The 15,618-nt window shown below is 59.5% G+C and carries 12 protein-coding genes and 1 tRNA gene; 3 read left to right on the forward strand and 10 right to left on the reverse strand.

From position 1 onward, the window contains the following. Window positions 1-45: 45 nt before the first annotated feature. The 9 genes from DES53_RS25295 to DES53_RS25335 form a co-directional block, all read right to left on the reverse strand. On the reverse strand, window positions 46-1,407 hold the full coding sequence (locus DES53_RS25295) for an ABC transporter permease (protein ID WP_170157389.1): 1,362 nt from the start codon (window positions 1,405-1,407) through the stop codon (window positions 46-48). Window positions 1,408-1,480: 73 nt separating this feature from the next. Next, window positions 1,481-2,152: an HAD family hydrolase gene (locus DES53_RS25300; RefSeq protein ID WP_113961116.1), complete on the reverse strand. Its 672-nt coding sequence runs from the start codon at window positions 2,150-2,152 to the stop codon at window positions 1,481-1,483. Window positions 2,153-2,223: 71 nt separating this feature from the next. Further along, window positions 2,224-2,652: a type II secretion system F family protein gene (locus tag DES53_RS25305; RefSeq protein WP_113961117.1), complete on the reverse strand. Its 429-nt coding sequence runs from the start codon at window positions 2,650-2,652 to the stop codon at window positions 2,224-2,226. Between the two features lie 398 nt (window positions 2,653-3,050). After that, window positions 3,051-5,219, reverse strand: coding sequence for a thioredoxin domain-containing protein (locus DES53_RS25310; protein ID WP_113961118.1), 2,169 nt, complete (start codon window positions 5,217-5,219; stop codon window positions 3,051-3,053). A 52-nt stretch (window positions 5,220-5,271) separates the two neighbouring features. Next, the gene (locus DES53_RS25315) at window positions 5,272-5,844 is read right to left on the reverse strand and encodes a polysaccharide biosynthesis/export family protein (RefSeq protein WP_170157390.1); all 573 of its coding nucleotides are present in this window, start codon (window positions 5,842-5,844) and stop codon (window positions 5,272-5,274) included. A 42-nt stretch (window positions 5,845-5,886) separates the two neighbouring features. Then, window positions 5,887-8,073 carry a GumC family protein gene (locus tag DES53_RS25320; RefSeq protein WP_113961120.1) on the reverse strand — a complete coding sequence of 729 codons (2,187 nt, stop codon included), beginning with the start codon at window positions 8,071-8,073 and terminating at the stop codon, window positions 5,887-5,889. Window positions 8,074-8,182: 109 nt separating this feature from the next. Continuing rightward, window positions 8,183-9,382: an outer membrane beta-barrel protein gene (locus DES53_RS25325; RefSeq protein WP_113961121.1), complete on the reverse strand. Its 1,200-nt coding sequence runs from the start codon at window positions 9,380-9,382 to the stop codon at window positions 8,183-8,185. A gap of 110 nt (window positions 9,383-9,492) precedes the next feature. Then, window positions 9,493-9,819 carry a hypothetical protein gene (locus DES53_RS32585; protein WP_147263610.1) on the reverse strand — a complete coding sequence of 109 codons (327 nt, stop codon included), beginning with the start codon at window positions 9,817-9,819 and terminating at the stop codon, window positions 9,493-9,495. A gap of 270 nt (window positions 9,820-10,089) precedes the next feature. After that, window positions 10,090-10,163, reverse strand: a tRNA-Gly gene (locus DES53_RS25335). Window positions 10,164-10,478: 315 nt separating this feature from the next. Between DES53_RS25335 and DES53_RS25340 the strand changes: the two genes are divergently transcribed. Both DES53_RS25340 and DES53_RS25345 read left to right on the forward strand, forming a co-directional pair. Next, a complete protein-coding gene (locus tag DES53_RS25340) occupies window positions 10,479-11,132 on the forward strand; it encodes a tetratricopeptide repeat protein (protein WP_147263611.1) in 654 nt (217 codons plus the stop codon). Between the two features lie 19 nt (window positions 11,133-11,151). Further along, window positions 11,152-13,518 carry a ComEC/Rec2 family competence protein gene (locus tag DES53_RS25345; RefSeq protein WP_211325685.1) on the forward strand — a complete coding sequence of 789 codons (2,367 nt, stop codon included), beginning with the start codon at window positions 11,152-11,154 and terminating at the stop codon, window positions 13,516-13,518. A 56-nt stretch (window positions 13,519-13,574) separates the two neighbouring features. Here the strand turns inward: DES53_RS25345 and DES53_RS25350 are convergent, their stop codons facing one another. Next, a complete protein-coding gene (locus DES53_RS25350) occupies window positions 13,575-14,300 on the reverse strand; it encodes a response regulator transcription factor (protein WP_245958260.1) in 726 nt (241 codons plus the stop codon). 129 nt (window positions 14,301-14,429) lie between these two features. Here DES53_RS25350 and DES53_RS25355 point away from each other — a divergent pair, with 129 nt between their 5' ends. Further along, window positions 14,430-15,527 carry a YHYH protein gene (locus DES53_RS25355; protein ID WP_113961126.1) on the forward strand — a complete coding sequence of 366 codons (1,098 nt, stop codon included), beginning with the start codon at window positions 14,430-14,432 and terminating at the stop codon, window positions 15,525-15,527. Window positions 15,528-15,618: the final 91 nt, after the last annotated feature.

Raw genomic sequence — 15,618 nt, forward strand, 5'->3', positions numbered from 1 at the left:
CGGCGTGCAAGGGGAATCGACCACTGGAAAGCGTATCGACAGAGCTCAATCCCGCAATGCCTGCGCAGGCTCGACCTTGGCGGCGAGCCAAGCGGGAATGACGGAGGCCAGGGAGCTGAGGAGGAAGGCGCTGCCACAGATGAAAGCCACATCATTCGGAAGGACTTTGGCAGGCAGGTCGATGAGGCCATAGATGTCCGGATTGAACATGTCCATGCCCAGCATCTTCCCGAGTCCGTTCTTGATCGTATTGATGTTGCTGGCGATCAGGATGCCCAGCCCCAGGCCGAGCACGGCGCCTGCGGCTCCTACAATCATCCCCTGGATGATGAAGACAGACATGGTCTGCCCCACACGCGAGCCCAGTGCGGCCACGATGCCGATCTCGCGGCGCTTCTGCACGGTCACGGTGATCATCGTATTCATCACGCAGAACGCGGCCACAATCATGATGAAGAAGAGAATCACGTACATCATCAAGAGTTCCGTCTGCACCGCGCTGAAGAGCGCCTGATGCGCCTCCGTCCAGGTGTAGGCATCCCAACTGGGAGGGATGACTTTGGACTCCAGCAACTGGTTTCGAATCACCGCCGCCTGGTAGGGATCGCTCAACTCGATGCCGATGCTTGAAATGCCGTCGCCGAGGTCGCGAGCTTCCTGTGCCACTACGAGGGACACAATGGCCAGCGGTACCTTGCTGGAATCTTGAAACTGCGGCGGCTCGATGATGCCGGTGATGGTCAACTCTTCGGGCAGGGTCAGTTCCTTCAGTTTCTCGTACGCGGCCTTCTTCTGGTCCTCGGGCAGGTCATCGATCTGGCGGCTCAGATTCATCACCTCCTTGAGATTGGAAGGCGCATACGCCGTGATGGTGTCACCCACTTTAAGTCCCCAGGGATCGGCCAGCCTATGATCCAGCACAATGCTGCTGCCCGAGAGATCCATGGAGCCACCTCCTTCCTCCTTCTTTCGCATGAACTGAGCATGCTTTTCGGCAAGACGATTGCCGTCCTCATTGCTCAGGCCCCACATGGCGGTGATGGAGGTGCCGGACTCGGACTCCACCAGCAGCAGGCCGCGCACCATGGGCGTGGCACTGACGACACCGGGGGTCTTCTTGATCTGTTCCAGAATCTCACGCCAGGGCTTGTCTTCCGCATCCTTCGGGCGCTGCTTGGAATCCAGCATCGAAGTGCCGTACCGATCCGCAGCCTCGATGTGCGTCTCGTAGCCCGCCGCCAGCTCCTTCATTTGCGCGTGGAACCCGGCCATGACGGCAATCACCACAATGAGCAATGCCACCCCGAGGCTCACGCCCAGAATGGAAATCACCGTGATGACGGACACAAAGGTCCGCTTCGGCCGCAGGTAGCGGAGCGCAAGGTAGAGGCTGAAGTTTTTCGTCACGCAGAAAAGGGCACCTTGGGGGCGGCGCAGTGTGAACGGGAGGCGGACGAATGCAACCGCCGTTCCACGCCCCTCAGACAAACAGGTCCGGCACCGTGAACTCCTCCAGCGAGCGATGATGCTTCCACGCCCCGTCAAAGGCGAGGTGCTTCGTCACCTCACAGGGCACGACGATGCAGCGCATGCCGGCGGCATGGGCGGCACGCATGCCATTGAGCGAATCCTCCAGCACAATCGCTTCCGCAGGCTCCACGTTGAGGGCCGCTGCCGCGTGCAGAAAGAGGCTCGGGTCGGGCTTGGCCTTGCCCGTATCCTCCAGACAACTCACGTGGCTGAAGAAGGGCCGCAAATCCAGCCGGTCAATCCAGCCATCCACCCAGCGGTGGCTGGAGCTACTGGCCACGGCACAGACGAGGCCGTGCTCCTGAGCCTCGCGCAGGCGATCACGCACGCCGGGCATGGGCTGCTTGTCCGCCAGGATCTCGTTCACCCGCTTGCGACGGGTATCCGTCAGAGCCGGCCAATCGAGGGTACGCCCCACGAACTGCTCCAGCTCCACCTGCGGATCATAGTGGCCGAAGTCACTGCCCACGCACTGCGCCCAAGTCTCAAGGGTCAGCGGAAATCCATGCGCCGCGTACATCTCCCGCCACGCATCATAGATAGCCACCTCGGTATCGAGGATCAGCCCGTCGAAATCAAAAATCAAGGCGCGCACGCCGCCTTTCGCTGCCGGTAGTGCCATGGGGGCGGGCAAGGTCGGGGCAGTGGGAGCGATTTGCAAGTGGTGGATGGTCCGGTTGGGGCGAACTCCTTTCAGCCCCTCTGATTGATTCCTTGCATGATTTGCAGTAGGGGGCTCTGAATAGCTAATGCAACGATGACCCAGTGGAAGATGAGAAAGAGAATGACCAAGGCCGCGAACACCTGGGCCCAAAGCGTCTTGCGAAACAGCACATAGGTCACGCAGGTCGAAACAGGCACGACAATCATCAGGGCATAAGGCAACATCCACCCGCCCAACCTGCTGTAAGAGATGACCCAATGGGTCAACGTGGGCAGCTTCCTCAGATCCCCGAGCATCTCCTCGAAGACTTTCACCATTTTGGGAACTTGGAACACCGCCAGCAAGTTCCCAAACATCAGTGCAACCAGCACAAACATGACGATCAGCATCGTCATCAGCCGCAGTGCCTTTACTTCCTCCCGCAAAAGGGAAAAATCGGGATGGGAATCTTCGCTCATGTATGGGTCAGTCTGACCGGAATCAACGGCCTCCGTCAAGCTTCCCCCCTTGAGGTTTTTTCACGGTATCATGAGGCGAGGATGTTGCTGCTCCACCCCTGCTTGCCAGGTTCACAAAGTTGTCGCGGCGGCGCTGAGCGCGCTAGAACGTAAGCGCATTGATAAAGAAGCGATGCCGAAGGCCTTGGAGTGCGCGCAGCCCTGCTGCCGCTTTCCAGAGTCCACAGCCTGCTGTGACGATGCTGATACTCGCTCGTGGCGCTACGCGTCCGGAAAAGTTGGCGACTGCGTCGCGGTGGGTCGTGCAGCAGGCTGCACTTTAGAAAAGCGGCAGCAGGGCTGCACGCACTCCAAGGACGCTTCGCGTCACAACATCAAATCTGTCGCGCAGGTCACGACTACGCTTCCGCCTTCGGCTCCAGCACCTTCATCAACGCCTCCACCGTGGTCACCGGTGCCTGGCAGGCGCGGTTGCGGCAGACGTAGACGGCGGCCTTGCCACCCACGGGCTTCATCGCGCCGAGAGCTTCGTTCTTCATGGAGAGGAACTGCTGACCTTCGCCACCATCGGCATGGAGGATGACGGCGTGGGGCAGGTAGCGTTTGCGCACTTCGGCGGCGAGGGCATCAAAGCCTGCGTCGCCGGGAGTACCGGCGAGCACGATTTCCATTTCACCGTGCTGCATGAAATCCAGAGCGGACACCATGACGGGCACGCTGAAGGGTGACTTGGAAAGGCTGTGGCCGAAGAGCTTCAGGATCTTCTCCGCCGACGTGCGGCAGGTATCATCCGCCAGCATCTTGCCGAGGCGGAGGAGATTGAGCGCGGCCACGCTGTTGGGTGAAGGCTCGGCGCTGTCGTAGTCCTCCTTCACCTGGAGCACGGAGTTCGGGATGGTCTTGCTCACGCTGAAATAACCACCCTTCTCGGGGTCGCCGCATTTCGCCTCGAACTCATCCTGCAAGGTCGTCGCCCACTTCAGCCATTTGATTTCAAAGCTGGCCTCATACAGGTCCAGCAGGCCCTGGATGAGCATGGCGTAGTCTGGGGCGAATGCCGGGACGGTGGAGCTGCCTTCCCGCCAGCTCCGGCGCAGTTCGCGACCGTTGTTGGAGAGCTTGTCGTAGATGAACTGCGCACACTTCTTCGCGGACTCCAGGTGTGCCTTGTCGCCGAGCACGTTCGAGGCCTTTGCGAGACCGGAGATCATGAGGCCGTTCCATGCGGTGAGCACCTTGTCATCGAGATGGGGGTGCTGGCGTTTGCCGCGTGATTCCAGCAGCACCTTGATGCCACGCGTGATGATGTCTTCCACCTTCTCCGGCTCCAGCTTGAAGAATTCCGCCGTCTTCTTCACGGTGTAAGCTCGGAAGAGCGTGTTTGTTCCCGTGAGCTCACCGTGCGGATCGCTTTCCGGGCGCGCATTGCCATCGCGACGAGCACCGAAAGCATAGCGGAAGATGCTTCCTTCCTCCTTGCCCAGCCGTTCGTCGATCTCGGCGGCCTTCCAGACATAGAAGAAACCTTCGCGCTTCTCCGTGCGCGTGTCGTCGATGTAGCTGTCCGCATCTTCAGCGGAGTAATAACCACCCTCGGGATGACGCAGTTCGCGATTGCAGTAGGTGATGATACCCTTCGCCACTTCCACGAAGTAGCCCATCCCAAGATGCTGATACCCCTCAAGGTACGCGGTGAGGAGCTGCCCCTGGTCGTAGAGCATCTTCTCATAGTGCGGGATGTGCCAGTAGCCATCCACGCTGTAGCGGTGGAAGCCACCACCAAGCTGGTCATGCATGCCCCCCTTGGCCATGTGGGTCAGCGTGGTCTTTGCCATCGCCCCGGCCCAGCTTGCATCGCTCTCCTCCTTCTTGGAGTCGAGATACTCCTTCAGACGCCACAACACCAGCAAGGTGGAAGGGCGCGGAAACTTCGGTGCGCCGCTGAAGCCGCCCTCGTGATAGTCAAAGGAGCCTGCGATGTCGTCATAGAGCTTCTTTGCCACTTCATCAAACGCGGCCTCATGATGACGCTGCTCGTCATCGAGATGTTCCTGCAGCTTCTGCATGGAGACAGCGCTGCGCTCCAGCACGCCTTCACGCTCATCTTTCCATACCTCAGCAATCTTGAGGCAGAGTGATTTGAACCCCATGCGGCCGGCGCGATCCTCCGGCGGGAAATAGGTGCCCGCGAAGAAGGGCTTCAGCTCAGGAGTGAGCCACACACTCAAAGGCCAGCCGCCCCCGCCATTCACCGCCTGGGCATAGGTCATGTAGGTGAGGTCCACGTCCGGACGCTCCTCACGGTCCACCTTCACACAGATGAACTGCTCATTGAGCACGGCCGCGATCTCCTCGCTCTCGAAGGACTCGCGTTCCATCACATGGCACCAGTGGCAGGTGGAGTAGCCGATGCTCAGAAAGATGGGCTTCTCTTCCTTCCGCGCACGCTCAAACGCCGCCTCGCCCCACGGCAGCCAATCCACCGGATTGTGGGCATGCTGGAGCAGATAAGGCGATGTCTCCTTCGCCAGCGCGTTCGTGTGCTTCTTTTCCTGACCTTCGGGCATGCCGGAAGGTAGGCCACTCCCCGGCCAATGCAATTCCTTGCCTGCGGATGCTCTATTGGGGCACGTGAATGGTGTCCCCCGGCTGCACGGGCGTCTGGGCGGCCGGGCTGTCCACCCGTCGCAGGTCGATTTCCACGGCCTTGCCATTGCGCAACAGGCGCACGGCCTTGGCCTTGGCAAATTCCGTCAGGTCGCCCGCCGCCACGATGGCGCCGTGCACCGTCATACCCGGTGACATGGGGATTTTGCCCGGGGTTTTCACCTCCCCGCTCACGAAAACCACCTGGGTATTCGCATCGCGGTTCGGCGTCACCTGGATGGTGGGATTGGTGTAGATCTCGGCGGATTTGTAGGCGGACTGGATGTTCTGCTGCAACGTGGAAGGGCGCATGCCGGAGGCCTTCACCTGGCCGATGTAGGGCAGGTTGATGGTGCCATTGTCAGAGATGTCGTAGCTGTTGTTCACCACCACGATTTCTTCCGCGGGCACGCCGGAGATTTTGATCACCACGCTGTCGCCGGCACGCAGGGCGGACTCGTTTCCCTGGGCAGCAGCGGAACCGGTAAAGCAGGCCACCACGACGAAAGTCGAGCAGGCGATGATTTTTTTCAGATTCAGGATCATGGATGAATGGAGCATCAGGGTTCCTTGGAGAGCGTTCTCGAATCAGAAGACTTCATCTGCCTTGGCGCGAGGCGACTTCACCTTCGCACCCTTCGCGGGGGTGCTCTGCCTGGTCTTGCGCTTCGCTTTCATTGTGCCATCGCCCTTGCCGTCGCCGCTGTAGTAACCGTAGTAGCTGGTGTAGTAGCCGTAGGTCGCGTCGCTATTGATGTTCACATTGTTGAGCACCGCTCCAGCCACTTTGCCGCCCACTTGCTCGATGGTCTGCTTCACACGCTGCAGCATCTGACGCGGCAGCTTGCGATGCTGCACGACGATGATCGTCATGTCCGCCTCCGCAGCAAGCACGCTGGCATCACTCACGCCAATGATGGGAGGCGAGTCGATGAGCACCAGATCAAAGCGGCTTTTCACATCTGTCAGCAGGTCCACAAACTTCTGCGAGTTCAGAAGGCCGGCGCTGTCCGCAGGCATCACCCCGCTGGGCATGAAATACAAGTGGTCCACCTGGGTCTGCACCACGACTTCCTCGAGGGGCACATTGCTGGAGAGATAGTTGCTCAGGCCAAACGTGTGCGGCACGTTGAAAAACGTGTGCTGGCGCGGACGACGCATGTCCGCATCGATGATCAGTGTATTGTAGCCGCCTTGCGCGCAGATGGTGGCGAGGTTCACCATCGTGGTGCTCTTCCCTTCCCCAGGGCTGCCACTCGCCACGCTGATGCAGTTCGCATTCGGATCACGGCGGTTGAACTCAAGATTTGTACGGAGGATCCGATACGCCTCGGCATCTGGTGTGATGCCCGTGGCATGCATCAGCGTGCCTACGCCCTTGGGCACCACAGCGAGCACGGGCACACTCAGGGTCCGCTCCAGATCGTCCATGGTCCGCACGCTGGTGTCCAGGTACTCAAGGAAGAACGCCATGCCGAAGCCGAACATCAGACCGATGATGCCGCCCAGCAGGAGATTGAGCTTCACGTTCGGCTTGGATGGCGTGGTATCAGGTTCCGCCGGTTGATACACCGTGATGGGCGTCTTGGAACCATCGCGTTCAATTTCCTTCTGCGCCTTGGTATCCTTCAGCTTTGCGGTGTCCTGCTGCAGTGTCTCCCACTCACGTTTCGCGGCGAGGTATTCATGATGGCCCGCCTGGGAGTCGAGCGACTTCGCACGGGTGTCCTTGTTGTGCTTTTCCGCTTCTTCGAGCTGCCTCTCCACGGTGGTGATGCGCACGCCGAGATTCTTCCGGTAGTCCTGGGCGGCCTCCAGAAGAAGCGCGCGAGTCTGTTCCAGTGATCCGGCTATGCCGCGCATCGTGGGGTGCTTCCTTCCAAGACCGGCTGTCGCCAGGCTCTGCTGTTTGAGCAGAAGCTCCTGGTACGTCGGTCCCATGCGGCGGATGGTTTCATTTTCCACCTTCATCTCACCAGCGAGCCGGATGAGTTCATCGCCTTCAAGCGTCATCATCTGGTCATGTTGCGCCTTCAAGTCGCGCACCTGCTTCTGCAGCGTGGCCACATCCCGCTGGGTATCCAGCAGCATGGCGCTCTCCGGTGTCATCACATCATCCTGCGCCCCCTTGGCATCCATGGAGGTCGGCAGCGTGACGAGATCCAGATCCTTCTTGAGCTGGATCATCCTCTCCATCGACTGCTTTGCCTGAAGTTCCTTCGCAGCAATCTGGATGTTCAATCCTTCAATGGCCTTGTTGATGCGGGCGTTGTCCGTTTCCAGACGCGTTTCCTTGTAGCTGTCTGCAATGGTATTCGCGATGAGCGCGGCGAGATCAGGATCTTCATCATAGTAGTCCAGCGTGATGAAATCGCTCTTGATGCTGCTCTGGGCGTCCAGGTTTCCGATGAGTTTCCCGGCGGCCGCCTGCTTGCTCTTCAGATTCCACTTTTCCAGCAAGTCCAGTTTGTCCACCACCCGATCCAAGGTGCGGCGCTTGGTGATGATTTCGAACTGGGTTTTGAGGAAGCTGTCGGTGCTCGCCAGGTTGTCATCCTGCAGATTGGCATTCCCGACCACACGCGCGTCATCGAGCTTGCGCTCGATCACCATTTCCACCCGCCCGCGGAACTTGCGCGGCATGATGTAGGTGAGCACTGCCGCCACCGCGAAGATGAAAATGAAGGAGGCTAGGATGAGTCCCAGACGATTCCGGATAATCTGCCAGTAGTCCAGGGCGTGGCGCTGAAGCTCGAGGTTGTTCGGAGTGGCCATGGGATGCAATCCGTTGCGTGACTATCAAATGTCTCGAAAAACGTGACTTTTATAAAATCGAGTCCAAAGAAACCCCGCCATAGGGCGGGGCATCAGAGAGGAGCTCTAACTAGAAGGTGGCGTTCAGCCCCACATTCACACGATGGCGGTCGTAATCGCCAAAGTCCGTGTCTGACGAAATCGTCGTGAAGGTGTAGCCCGCGTCGAGGCTCAGGTTGTTCCAGAAGTTGTAGCTCAAGCCGAGCGCGGCATCGATCTCGTCCTCGCTCCCTCCGCCGGTCGCGCCGCCTTCATACTCGCTATGCACATAGTGCAGACCTGCAGTGCCGCTGAGCTTTTCAGTGAAGTGGTGCGTCGCCGTCACGCCGGTGCGGTAGGAGTAGCGGGAGTCGTAGTCGCCGAGCTCAGCGGCATCATAGCCCACCTGTGCATACCAGCGGGCCACGGTACGGCGGCTGAGTGCGTAAGTGAGGGAGCCTTCCGCGTAAGGAGCGGTCTCGCTGGTGCGGTCACTTTCGTAAATCTCAGCACCGACACGGAGGCTGGAGGAAAGACGCTCGCTCCAGGCATTGTCCACACCCGCGAGGATGTAGTGGCTGGTGTAGTCTGGGCTGGGGAGTCCGGCCGGGGAGTTCGCGTACTGCGTGATGCGGAAGCGGTACTCGCCCACCAGCTTCGTGCGGCGGCTCAGTGCGTAGCTGATGTCCTGGCTGAAGATATTCGTCAGACGATCCTCGAATTCACCGAGCTCGTCATTATCCGTGTACTTGATGCCTTCCACCGTGTGCGAGGTGGTGGTGGCGATGCGCTCGCTCCAGGCGTAGCCCACGGAAAGCTTATTGTACCCGTACACATACTGACCGGAACGGCGTCCCGCGGAGGCGCCCACACCGAAGTCGGGTTCCGCGTCATAGGTGAAGTATGCGTTGTCCTGGACCCAGAGGCGGCGGCTCAACTCGTGTTTGATGTTGAAGGAGACCCGCGCGCTGTAGTACAGATCTTCGCCCCGGTTGGTGTCGTCCAGGTACTGGATCACGCCGAAGTCCGCACCCACATCCCACGGAGTGGTCGGGTCATTCTTGGCGTAGAGAAGTCCTACTGCACCGTTGACGAACCATGAATCATAATCGCCAAGATCCGTGCCGCTGTAGTCGACACGGTCATAGCCACCACCCGCTCCCACGATGAAGGTCAGCGGGACGCTATCCTCATAGTCGGCGCGCTGGCCTAAGGCCATCAACCCCTGACCGTGAGCGGGGCGCGCGAGGAGCGCCGCTCCGGCAAGGAGCAAAAAGAGATACGGCTTCATGTGTTGTCAGGTTGGGCTGCTGTTGTTGCACGATGCGTTGTCTTGTCTGCCACCCGGGGCTGCAAAGGTTCAGGGCCTTGCAGCCAGGGTAATTGGCAAGCGCCACCCCATCAGGGTTTGGGGCACGCTTGGGAGGGGGACTGCGGCTCGCCATCCTTGGGCGGAGTCCGCTTGATCTTGTCGCATTCGCCATCCTTCTGGATGACGATGCCACCGCCGCCGTTGGAAATGAGGTAGACACCGCGAATATCGGCCGGGGCCCGCACATAATCGGAACCGCCCGTGGCCATCGGCGCCTCTGGCTGTACTGCGATGACCTGTTTCACTTCCTTGCCACCACCGGTGTTGGCTGCCACCACGCTCCGGGCGCATTCGGAAATCACTTTTGAGAGATTCGGCGCGACATTGGAGGCCGTCAGCGCGATTTGGCGGGACAATTCAGGATTGGCATTGGATGCCAGAATCGCTGCCTTCACAATTTCGCAAGCACACCCCTCATTTGCGATCATTGCATCCTCAACAATGATAAGAACGCGGCTTGGGGCGGCTTCCACAGCGGCACGCACGTCCGCAGCGGCTTTGTCACAGGTGGGTGCCGCTGTTGCGGAGGCACCACCAAGTAGGCCCGCCGTCAATACGGCGAGAACGGATGAGCGCAGGTGTGTGGTCATATCTTGCTGGGATTGAGGCCCCGGTTACCCGGAGGGTGGAGCGGGCAACGGGAATCGAACCCGTCTGACCAGCTTGGAAGGCTGGAGCATTACCACTATGCTATGCCCGCAATTCACCTAAATCTGCGCCCTAAATCAATTGCGTTCAAGATAATTTTTAGAATTTATCTGAATATTGATAAAAGAACGCTAAACCTTGAAGATCCATCCCAGCAAGAATTTTTGAAAAACGAACCTTCTCGGCGCTACGATTCAATCACTCCAGAACGGCTTTGCAAGCAAGTATTTTTTTGGTGCACCCGTTCACATGAATGAAAGTTTATGTCACTTCGTCCCTTTGCGCACCTCTTCTCAATTATGACTTTCATCGCGCGTCGCATTTTGATAAAATTTTTGCACAGCTTCACCTCACAGCCTCCTCTCCCATGAACTCTCGACTCCTCACTCAAGTTTGTTTGGTTGGATTGTTCGTCATCGCCGTTCTCTGGGTCGCAGGGAACTGGGGCAGCGAAGAATGGAATAAAAATCCCATCATGCCCCTCGTCTCCGTGCTCGTACTCGCGATCTGTGGCGGGATTTTTTTCGTGATGGTCATTTTACCCAAGCTGGGGGATGCCGTGGGCACGATGATGTATTCCTCCGGTGAAGAGATTAAAGCCGACAGCAGCATGCGGGCAGCTGCCTGCATGGCGGCCGGCGACTACGATGGCGCGATCGATGAGTATAAGAAGGCGATTGCGGAAAAGCCCGGCGACCCATTTCCCGTCTCCGAAATCGCAAAGATTTACTCAGACAAACAAAAGGATCCCGAGCGCGCTCTTACCTATCTTCAGGCGCACCTCGAGTCGCATGAGTGGGCGGAAGACAATGCAGCGTTCCTGATGTTCCGCATCGTGGATATTCACATGCACGAGCACCGTCTCGAAGAGGCAAAGGACATCCTTGAGCAGGTCGTGGGAAATTTCCCCGGCACACGTCATGCGGCGAATGCCAAGCATAAGATCAACGAAGTGGAGCAGCTCCAGTTCAAAGAGCTCCAGGCCCAGCGTGCCAAGCAAAGCTCCCAAGGGCACGCCTGATTGATTCATGCTGGGCGGCGTGGATTGGTCTCAGAAGATTCGGGCACGGCCGTTGGTGCTGCTCGCACTTTCGGCAGTGGCAGGGATTTGTCTGACGGATGCCCTGCCTCCTCTGGGTGGAAAGTACTGGTTCTTGCCGGCGCTGGCTGCAGTCTTTGCGTTGTGGCTTCTCCGCAGCGCACGTTTGCGCTGGGCACTGGTGCTCGCGGCATTGTCATTCGCTGCGCTGCACCACACGACCCTCCAGTCGACACGGGATCATCCTGTGCGCGGCATGCTCGCGCATCATGGCGCGAGCATGCACGTGCAGGTGGAGGGAGAAGTACAGCGGGCGCTGCGCAGCGATCTTCCTGGAGCGCAGCCATGGGAGGCGCTTTTCATCGCCGATCACATCACGTGTTCGCCCCTTGGAAAATCCTTTGATGGCCCCACGCGATTGCACCTGCTCACCGGAAGTCGTGTCCCTCTCAAGCCAGGACGCTATCGCATCGTCGGCAGGATGCAGCTGCCGCCGTGGCCGGACAACCCGGGGGAATTTGACCGGCGCACCTATGATTTGCGACGTGGATTGACGGCACAACTGCGCGCGACAGAGGTCACCTTGCTTCAGGAGGACCGCTTTCCTGTCAGCGCCACATTGGTAGCTGCGGCGGAGCGATGCCGCGCATGGGTGACGGACATTCTCTCCGTGGATCTGGAAGATCGCCCTGACGAGCGGACCATCATCCTGGCCATGGCCCTTGGCACCATGCAATCAGACGCCAGGGATCTGCAGATCCCATTCCGGGAAAGCGGTACCCTGCATGTCTTTGCCGTCAGTGGACTGCATGTGGTGATCGTTGGTGGGATCTTGCTGGCACTGCTCCGCCCCTTTGTGCGCAATCGCACCGCTCTGTGCCTTCTCTTGATCGGTGCTCTGTTCGGCTACGCATTTCTGACGGGTCTGAAGCCTTCCGCCGTGCGTGCCACGGTGATGATGGCCGTGGTGTTCGCGGGCACGATGTTGAATCGACACGGCGACCTGCTCAACACTCTGGGAGGCGCTGCCTTGTTGCTGCTCGTCTTTGACACCAATCAGATCTTCGCCGCGGGATTCCAGCTTTCCTTCGGCGTCCTTGCCAGCATTGGAATCTTCGCAGCCATGTTCCCAAGGCCATTCCATCACTGGGTGGATCCGGATCCGTTTCTTCCAAAACCACTGCTCACCGGCACACAGAAGCTCCTCTGGCGGGTGCGGCGGGAATCCATCGGTCTGGTCACGGTATCCGCAGCGGCATGGATCGGGAGCCTGCCTCTGATTTTTCATCACTTCCATCTCGTCACGCCTGTTTCGATTGCGGCAAACATGCTGCTGGTTCCGCTCTCGTTTGCAGTATTGGGCACGGCCATCCTCACTCTGATTACCGGTGCCCTGCACCTCACCTGGATCCAGGTCTTGTTGAGTAATGCAAATCTTGCGTTTGCCTGGTGCACGCTGCATTCAGCCCAGTTCTTCGCAGACGTTCCTGGAGGGAATTTCTATGTGCCGCACGCCACCCTCGGCCCTCAGCCTCCAGCAGAGATGCATGTGCTCCGTCTTCCTGATGGCGCAGCCGCCCAGCTCATACGCATCGGAGATCATAACTGGCTCTTCGACTGCGGAAGGGAAGGCAACTACCCGTTCATCCTTCGACCTTGTCTTCAGCACCTCGGATTGAACCGTCTCCACGGACTCGTGCTCAGCCACAACGACGTAGGCCACATTGGCGCGGCCTTGAAGGTGCAGCGCGACTTCGGCTCCCCGGCTGTATTTCTCTCTGCACGTGAACCGTGGCGCTGGGACCCTGGCCTTGGCACCATGCGCCAGCTGCACAAGGCAGGGCTACAGGGCCAGGCGCTTCAGTGGGGAGATTCCATTGCTCTGGGAAGCTTCAGCGATGGTTCTGCGGTGAAGGCACGGGTGCTCTTCCCTACCGACGATGTCTGGCCACGCCGCGCGGATGATCGCACCCTGGTCCTTCGGATCGAGGTGGGACCGCATCGCATCCTGTGGTGCAATGACGCTGGCTTCATCGCAGAAAAGAAGATCCTGGAAACCACCAAGCCTGAGGACCTGCAGTGCTCCATCCTCATCCGCAACCAACACGCCTCTGACTTCGCCCTCCTGCCGGAGTTCCTCGATGCTGTGCGCCCCCAGCTCATCATCACCTCCAGCGACACCTTTCCCGCGGAACCGAAACTCCCGCTCCAGACCCTGGAATACTGCACCTCACATGGCATTCGCATTCTGAATCAGGAATCCACCGGCTCCACCCTCCTGCGGATCTGGCCTGACCGCATTGGAGTCCGCCCCTTCCACGATGATCCATCATTTCCCATCATACCACATCAAGAGGCTGGACCATAACATGCGGCACGCATGATGGCCCGGAGCGCTGATCCGGCGGCGGCATCGCCCATACTTCACGGCGACTCCGGATCTACCAGCATGTAACCCGCCGAACGCAAGGTGCGGATGAACCGCGGCTGTCGCGCGTCATCCCCAAGTTTTTTTCTGAGCGCGGCAATGTGTACATCCACACTGCGGTCGAACACCTCCCACTCGCGATCGCGAATCTCGTCCAGCAATTGCTCGCGCGTCTTCACCCTGCCGCGAGCGCGGGCCAGCGAGTGCAGAATATCAAACTCCACCGGAGTAAGCGACAGTGGCTTGTCTGCCAGCAGCGCCACGCGGTTGTTGGGATTCACCCGCAAAGGGCCCACCACAACCTCTGGCTGCACTTCGTCATCCTGTGCAGTCCCGCCCGGTTGGGCGGTGTGCATCGTGGCTCTGCGCGTCACGGCCCGCAATCTCGCCAGCAACTCCCGCATGGAGAATGTCTTCGGAAGATAGTCGTCCGCACCGACCTCGAGACCTACGATGCGGTCCATCTCATCACCTCGCGAGGTCAGCATCAGCACCGGGACCATGCTTGCCTTGCGGATGCCTTTCAGCACCTCAAAGCCGTCCATCCCCGGCAGCATCACATCGAGGATTACCGCGTGCCACTCTTCGGAAGTCGCACGCGCCACGCCGTCTGGTCCAGTGTGTACCGCCTGCACATCATAGCCCAGCGGCTCAAGATAATCGCGCAGCAGCTCGCACAGCTCGCGGTCATCATCCACGAGCAGGAGACGTGGTTCGCGCACTTCTGACTGGCTCACAGTTGCACTAACTGCACCCCAATCCCCGGCCTGCAAGCCTTCCTTAACACAATCTTTACAAAACTCCGGTCCTCGACTCATCGCCGCTTTACGGGGCCATGGTTCACTCCCACCATGAGAACTTCATCTCTTCTCGTAGTGGCGTGCGCCGTCGCCGTCATCCCTGTCAGCATCACCCATGCCCACCCCGGCCATGAAGGGGAGGGAAATGACACGGGCAGCTTCGTCTTTGCCTCATTCGCTGTCGCGGCGAAATCCTCGGCGACAGTGAGCACCAGTCAGGTGACCACCACGGTGGAGGGCGATACCCGCATCGTGCGTAGCAATGGCATGCCGGATCACCGTCCGGGGCAATTTCCCAATCGCGGCAATCCGCACAGCCTCTCACCACAGGCCAATGAGTTCCGCATGACGACCAAGCCACAGGACTCCGGCCAGCTCACCCCGGCTCGCGGTGCATGGTTTGGCGTGGCGGTCAACGGCGTCACCTTTGAGCCCGGAACAGCCGAGTTCTGGAATGGCAATCCCCAGTGGACCTACGAAGCCCTCGGCGGCTTCATCAATCTGGGAATCGACCAGCACAATGCCCACGTGCAACCCAGCGGCGCCTACCACTACCACGCGCTCCCCACCGGATTGATCAAAAACCTCGGTGGTGACGGCAAGGCCATGCGCCTCATCGGCTGGGCCGCGGATGGTTTTCCCATCTACTCCGCCTATGCCCACGAGAAGGCCGATGACGCCAGCTCACCGCTGAAGAAGATGAAGTCGAGCTACCAGCTCAAGGACGGTAGCCGCGATGGCGGTCCGGGGGGCACGCCCGATGGCCGCTTCACTTCCGACTTCAAATATGTGCAGGGGTCTGGCGACCTCGATGAAGCCAACGGACGCAACGGCGTGACCCCTGAGTACCCGCAGGGCACCTACTACTACGTCATCACGGACGAGTTCCCCTGGATCAGCCGTTACTGGAAAGGCACGCCCGACCCCAGCTTCTACAAGCAGGGTGGTCGTGGTCCCCGAGGCGGCCAAGGCGGTGGTGCCGGACCTGGTGGCCAAGGTCAAGGCCAGATGCCCAGAGGTGGGCAGGGCCAGGGTGGAGGCCAGGGACAAGGCCCGCGTGGCCGAAACCGTCCCCAAGGCCCCCCTCCCTTTCCGCCACCCTCCCGTGACGGTGAAGCTCCCCCACCCTTTGGACCGCCGCCGTTCTAGAGCATTTTCTATTTAATTTGTCGCATATTGAGGAGGATGGTAGAGTGTAGCTCATGAAGAGCTTCAGTCTGGATCTGCGCAAGCGACTGGT

It is taken from the genome of Roseimicrobium gellanilyticum, assembly GCF_003315205.1.
GTDB classification, from domain to species: domain Bacteria; phylum Verrucomicrobiota; class Verrucomicrobiia; order Verrucomicrobiales; family Verrucomicrobiaceae; genus Roseimicrobium; species Roseimicrobium gellanilyticum.

Bases quoted from the DNA above. Each gene is read 5' to 3' on its own strand.
- DES53_RS25300 (WP_113961116.1), bottom strand. From the start codon at position 2,152: ATGGCACTACCGGCAGCGAAAGGCGGCGTGCGCGCCTTGATTTTTGAT.
- DES53_RS25305 (WP_113961117.1), bottom strand. From the start codon at position 2,652: ATGAGCGAAGATTCCCATCCCGATTTTTCCCTTTTGCGGGAGGAAGTA.
- DES53_RS25310 (WP_113961118.1), bottom strand. From the start codon at position 5,219: ATGCCCGAAGGTCAGGAAAAGAAGCACACGAACGCGCTGGCGAAGGAG.
- DES53_RS25315 (WP_170157390.1), bottom strand. From the start codon at position 5,844: ATGATCCTGAATCTGAAAAAAATCATCGCCTGCTCGACTTTCGTCGTG.
- DES53_RS25320 (WP_113961120.1), bottom strand. From the start codon at position 8,073: ATGGCCACTCCGAACAACCTCGAGCTTCAGCGCCACGCCCTGGACTAC.
- DES53_RS25325 (WP_113961121.1), bottom strand. From the start codon at position 9,382: ATGAAGCCGTATCTCTTTTTGCTCCTTGCCGGAGCGGCGCTCCTCGCG.
- DES53_RS25340 (WP_147263611.1), top strand. From the start codon at position 10,479: ATGAACTCTCGACTCCTCACTCAAGTTTGTTTGGTTGGATTGTTCGTC.
- DES53_RS25355 (WP_113961126.1), top strand. From the start codon at position 14,430: ATGAGAACTTCATCTCTTCTCGTAGTGGCGTGCGCCGTCGCCGTCATC.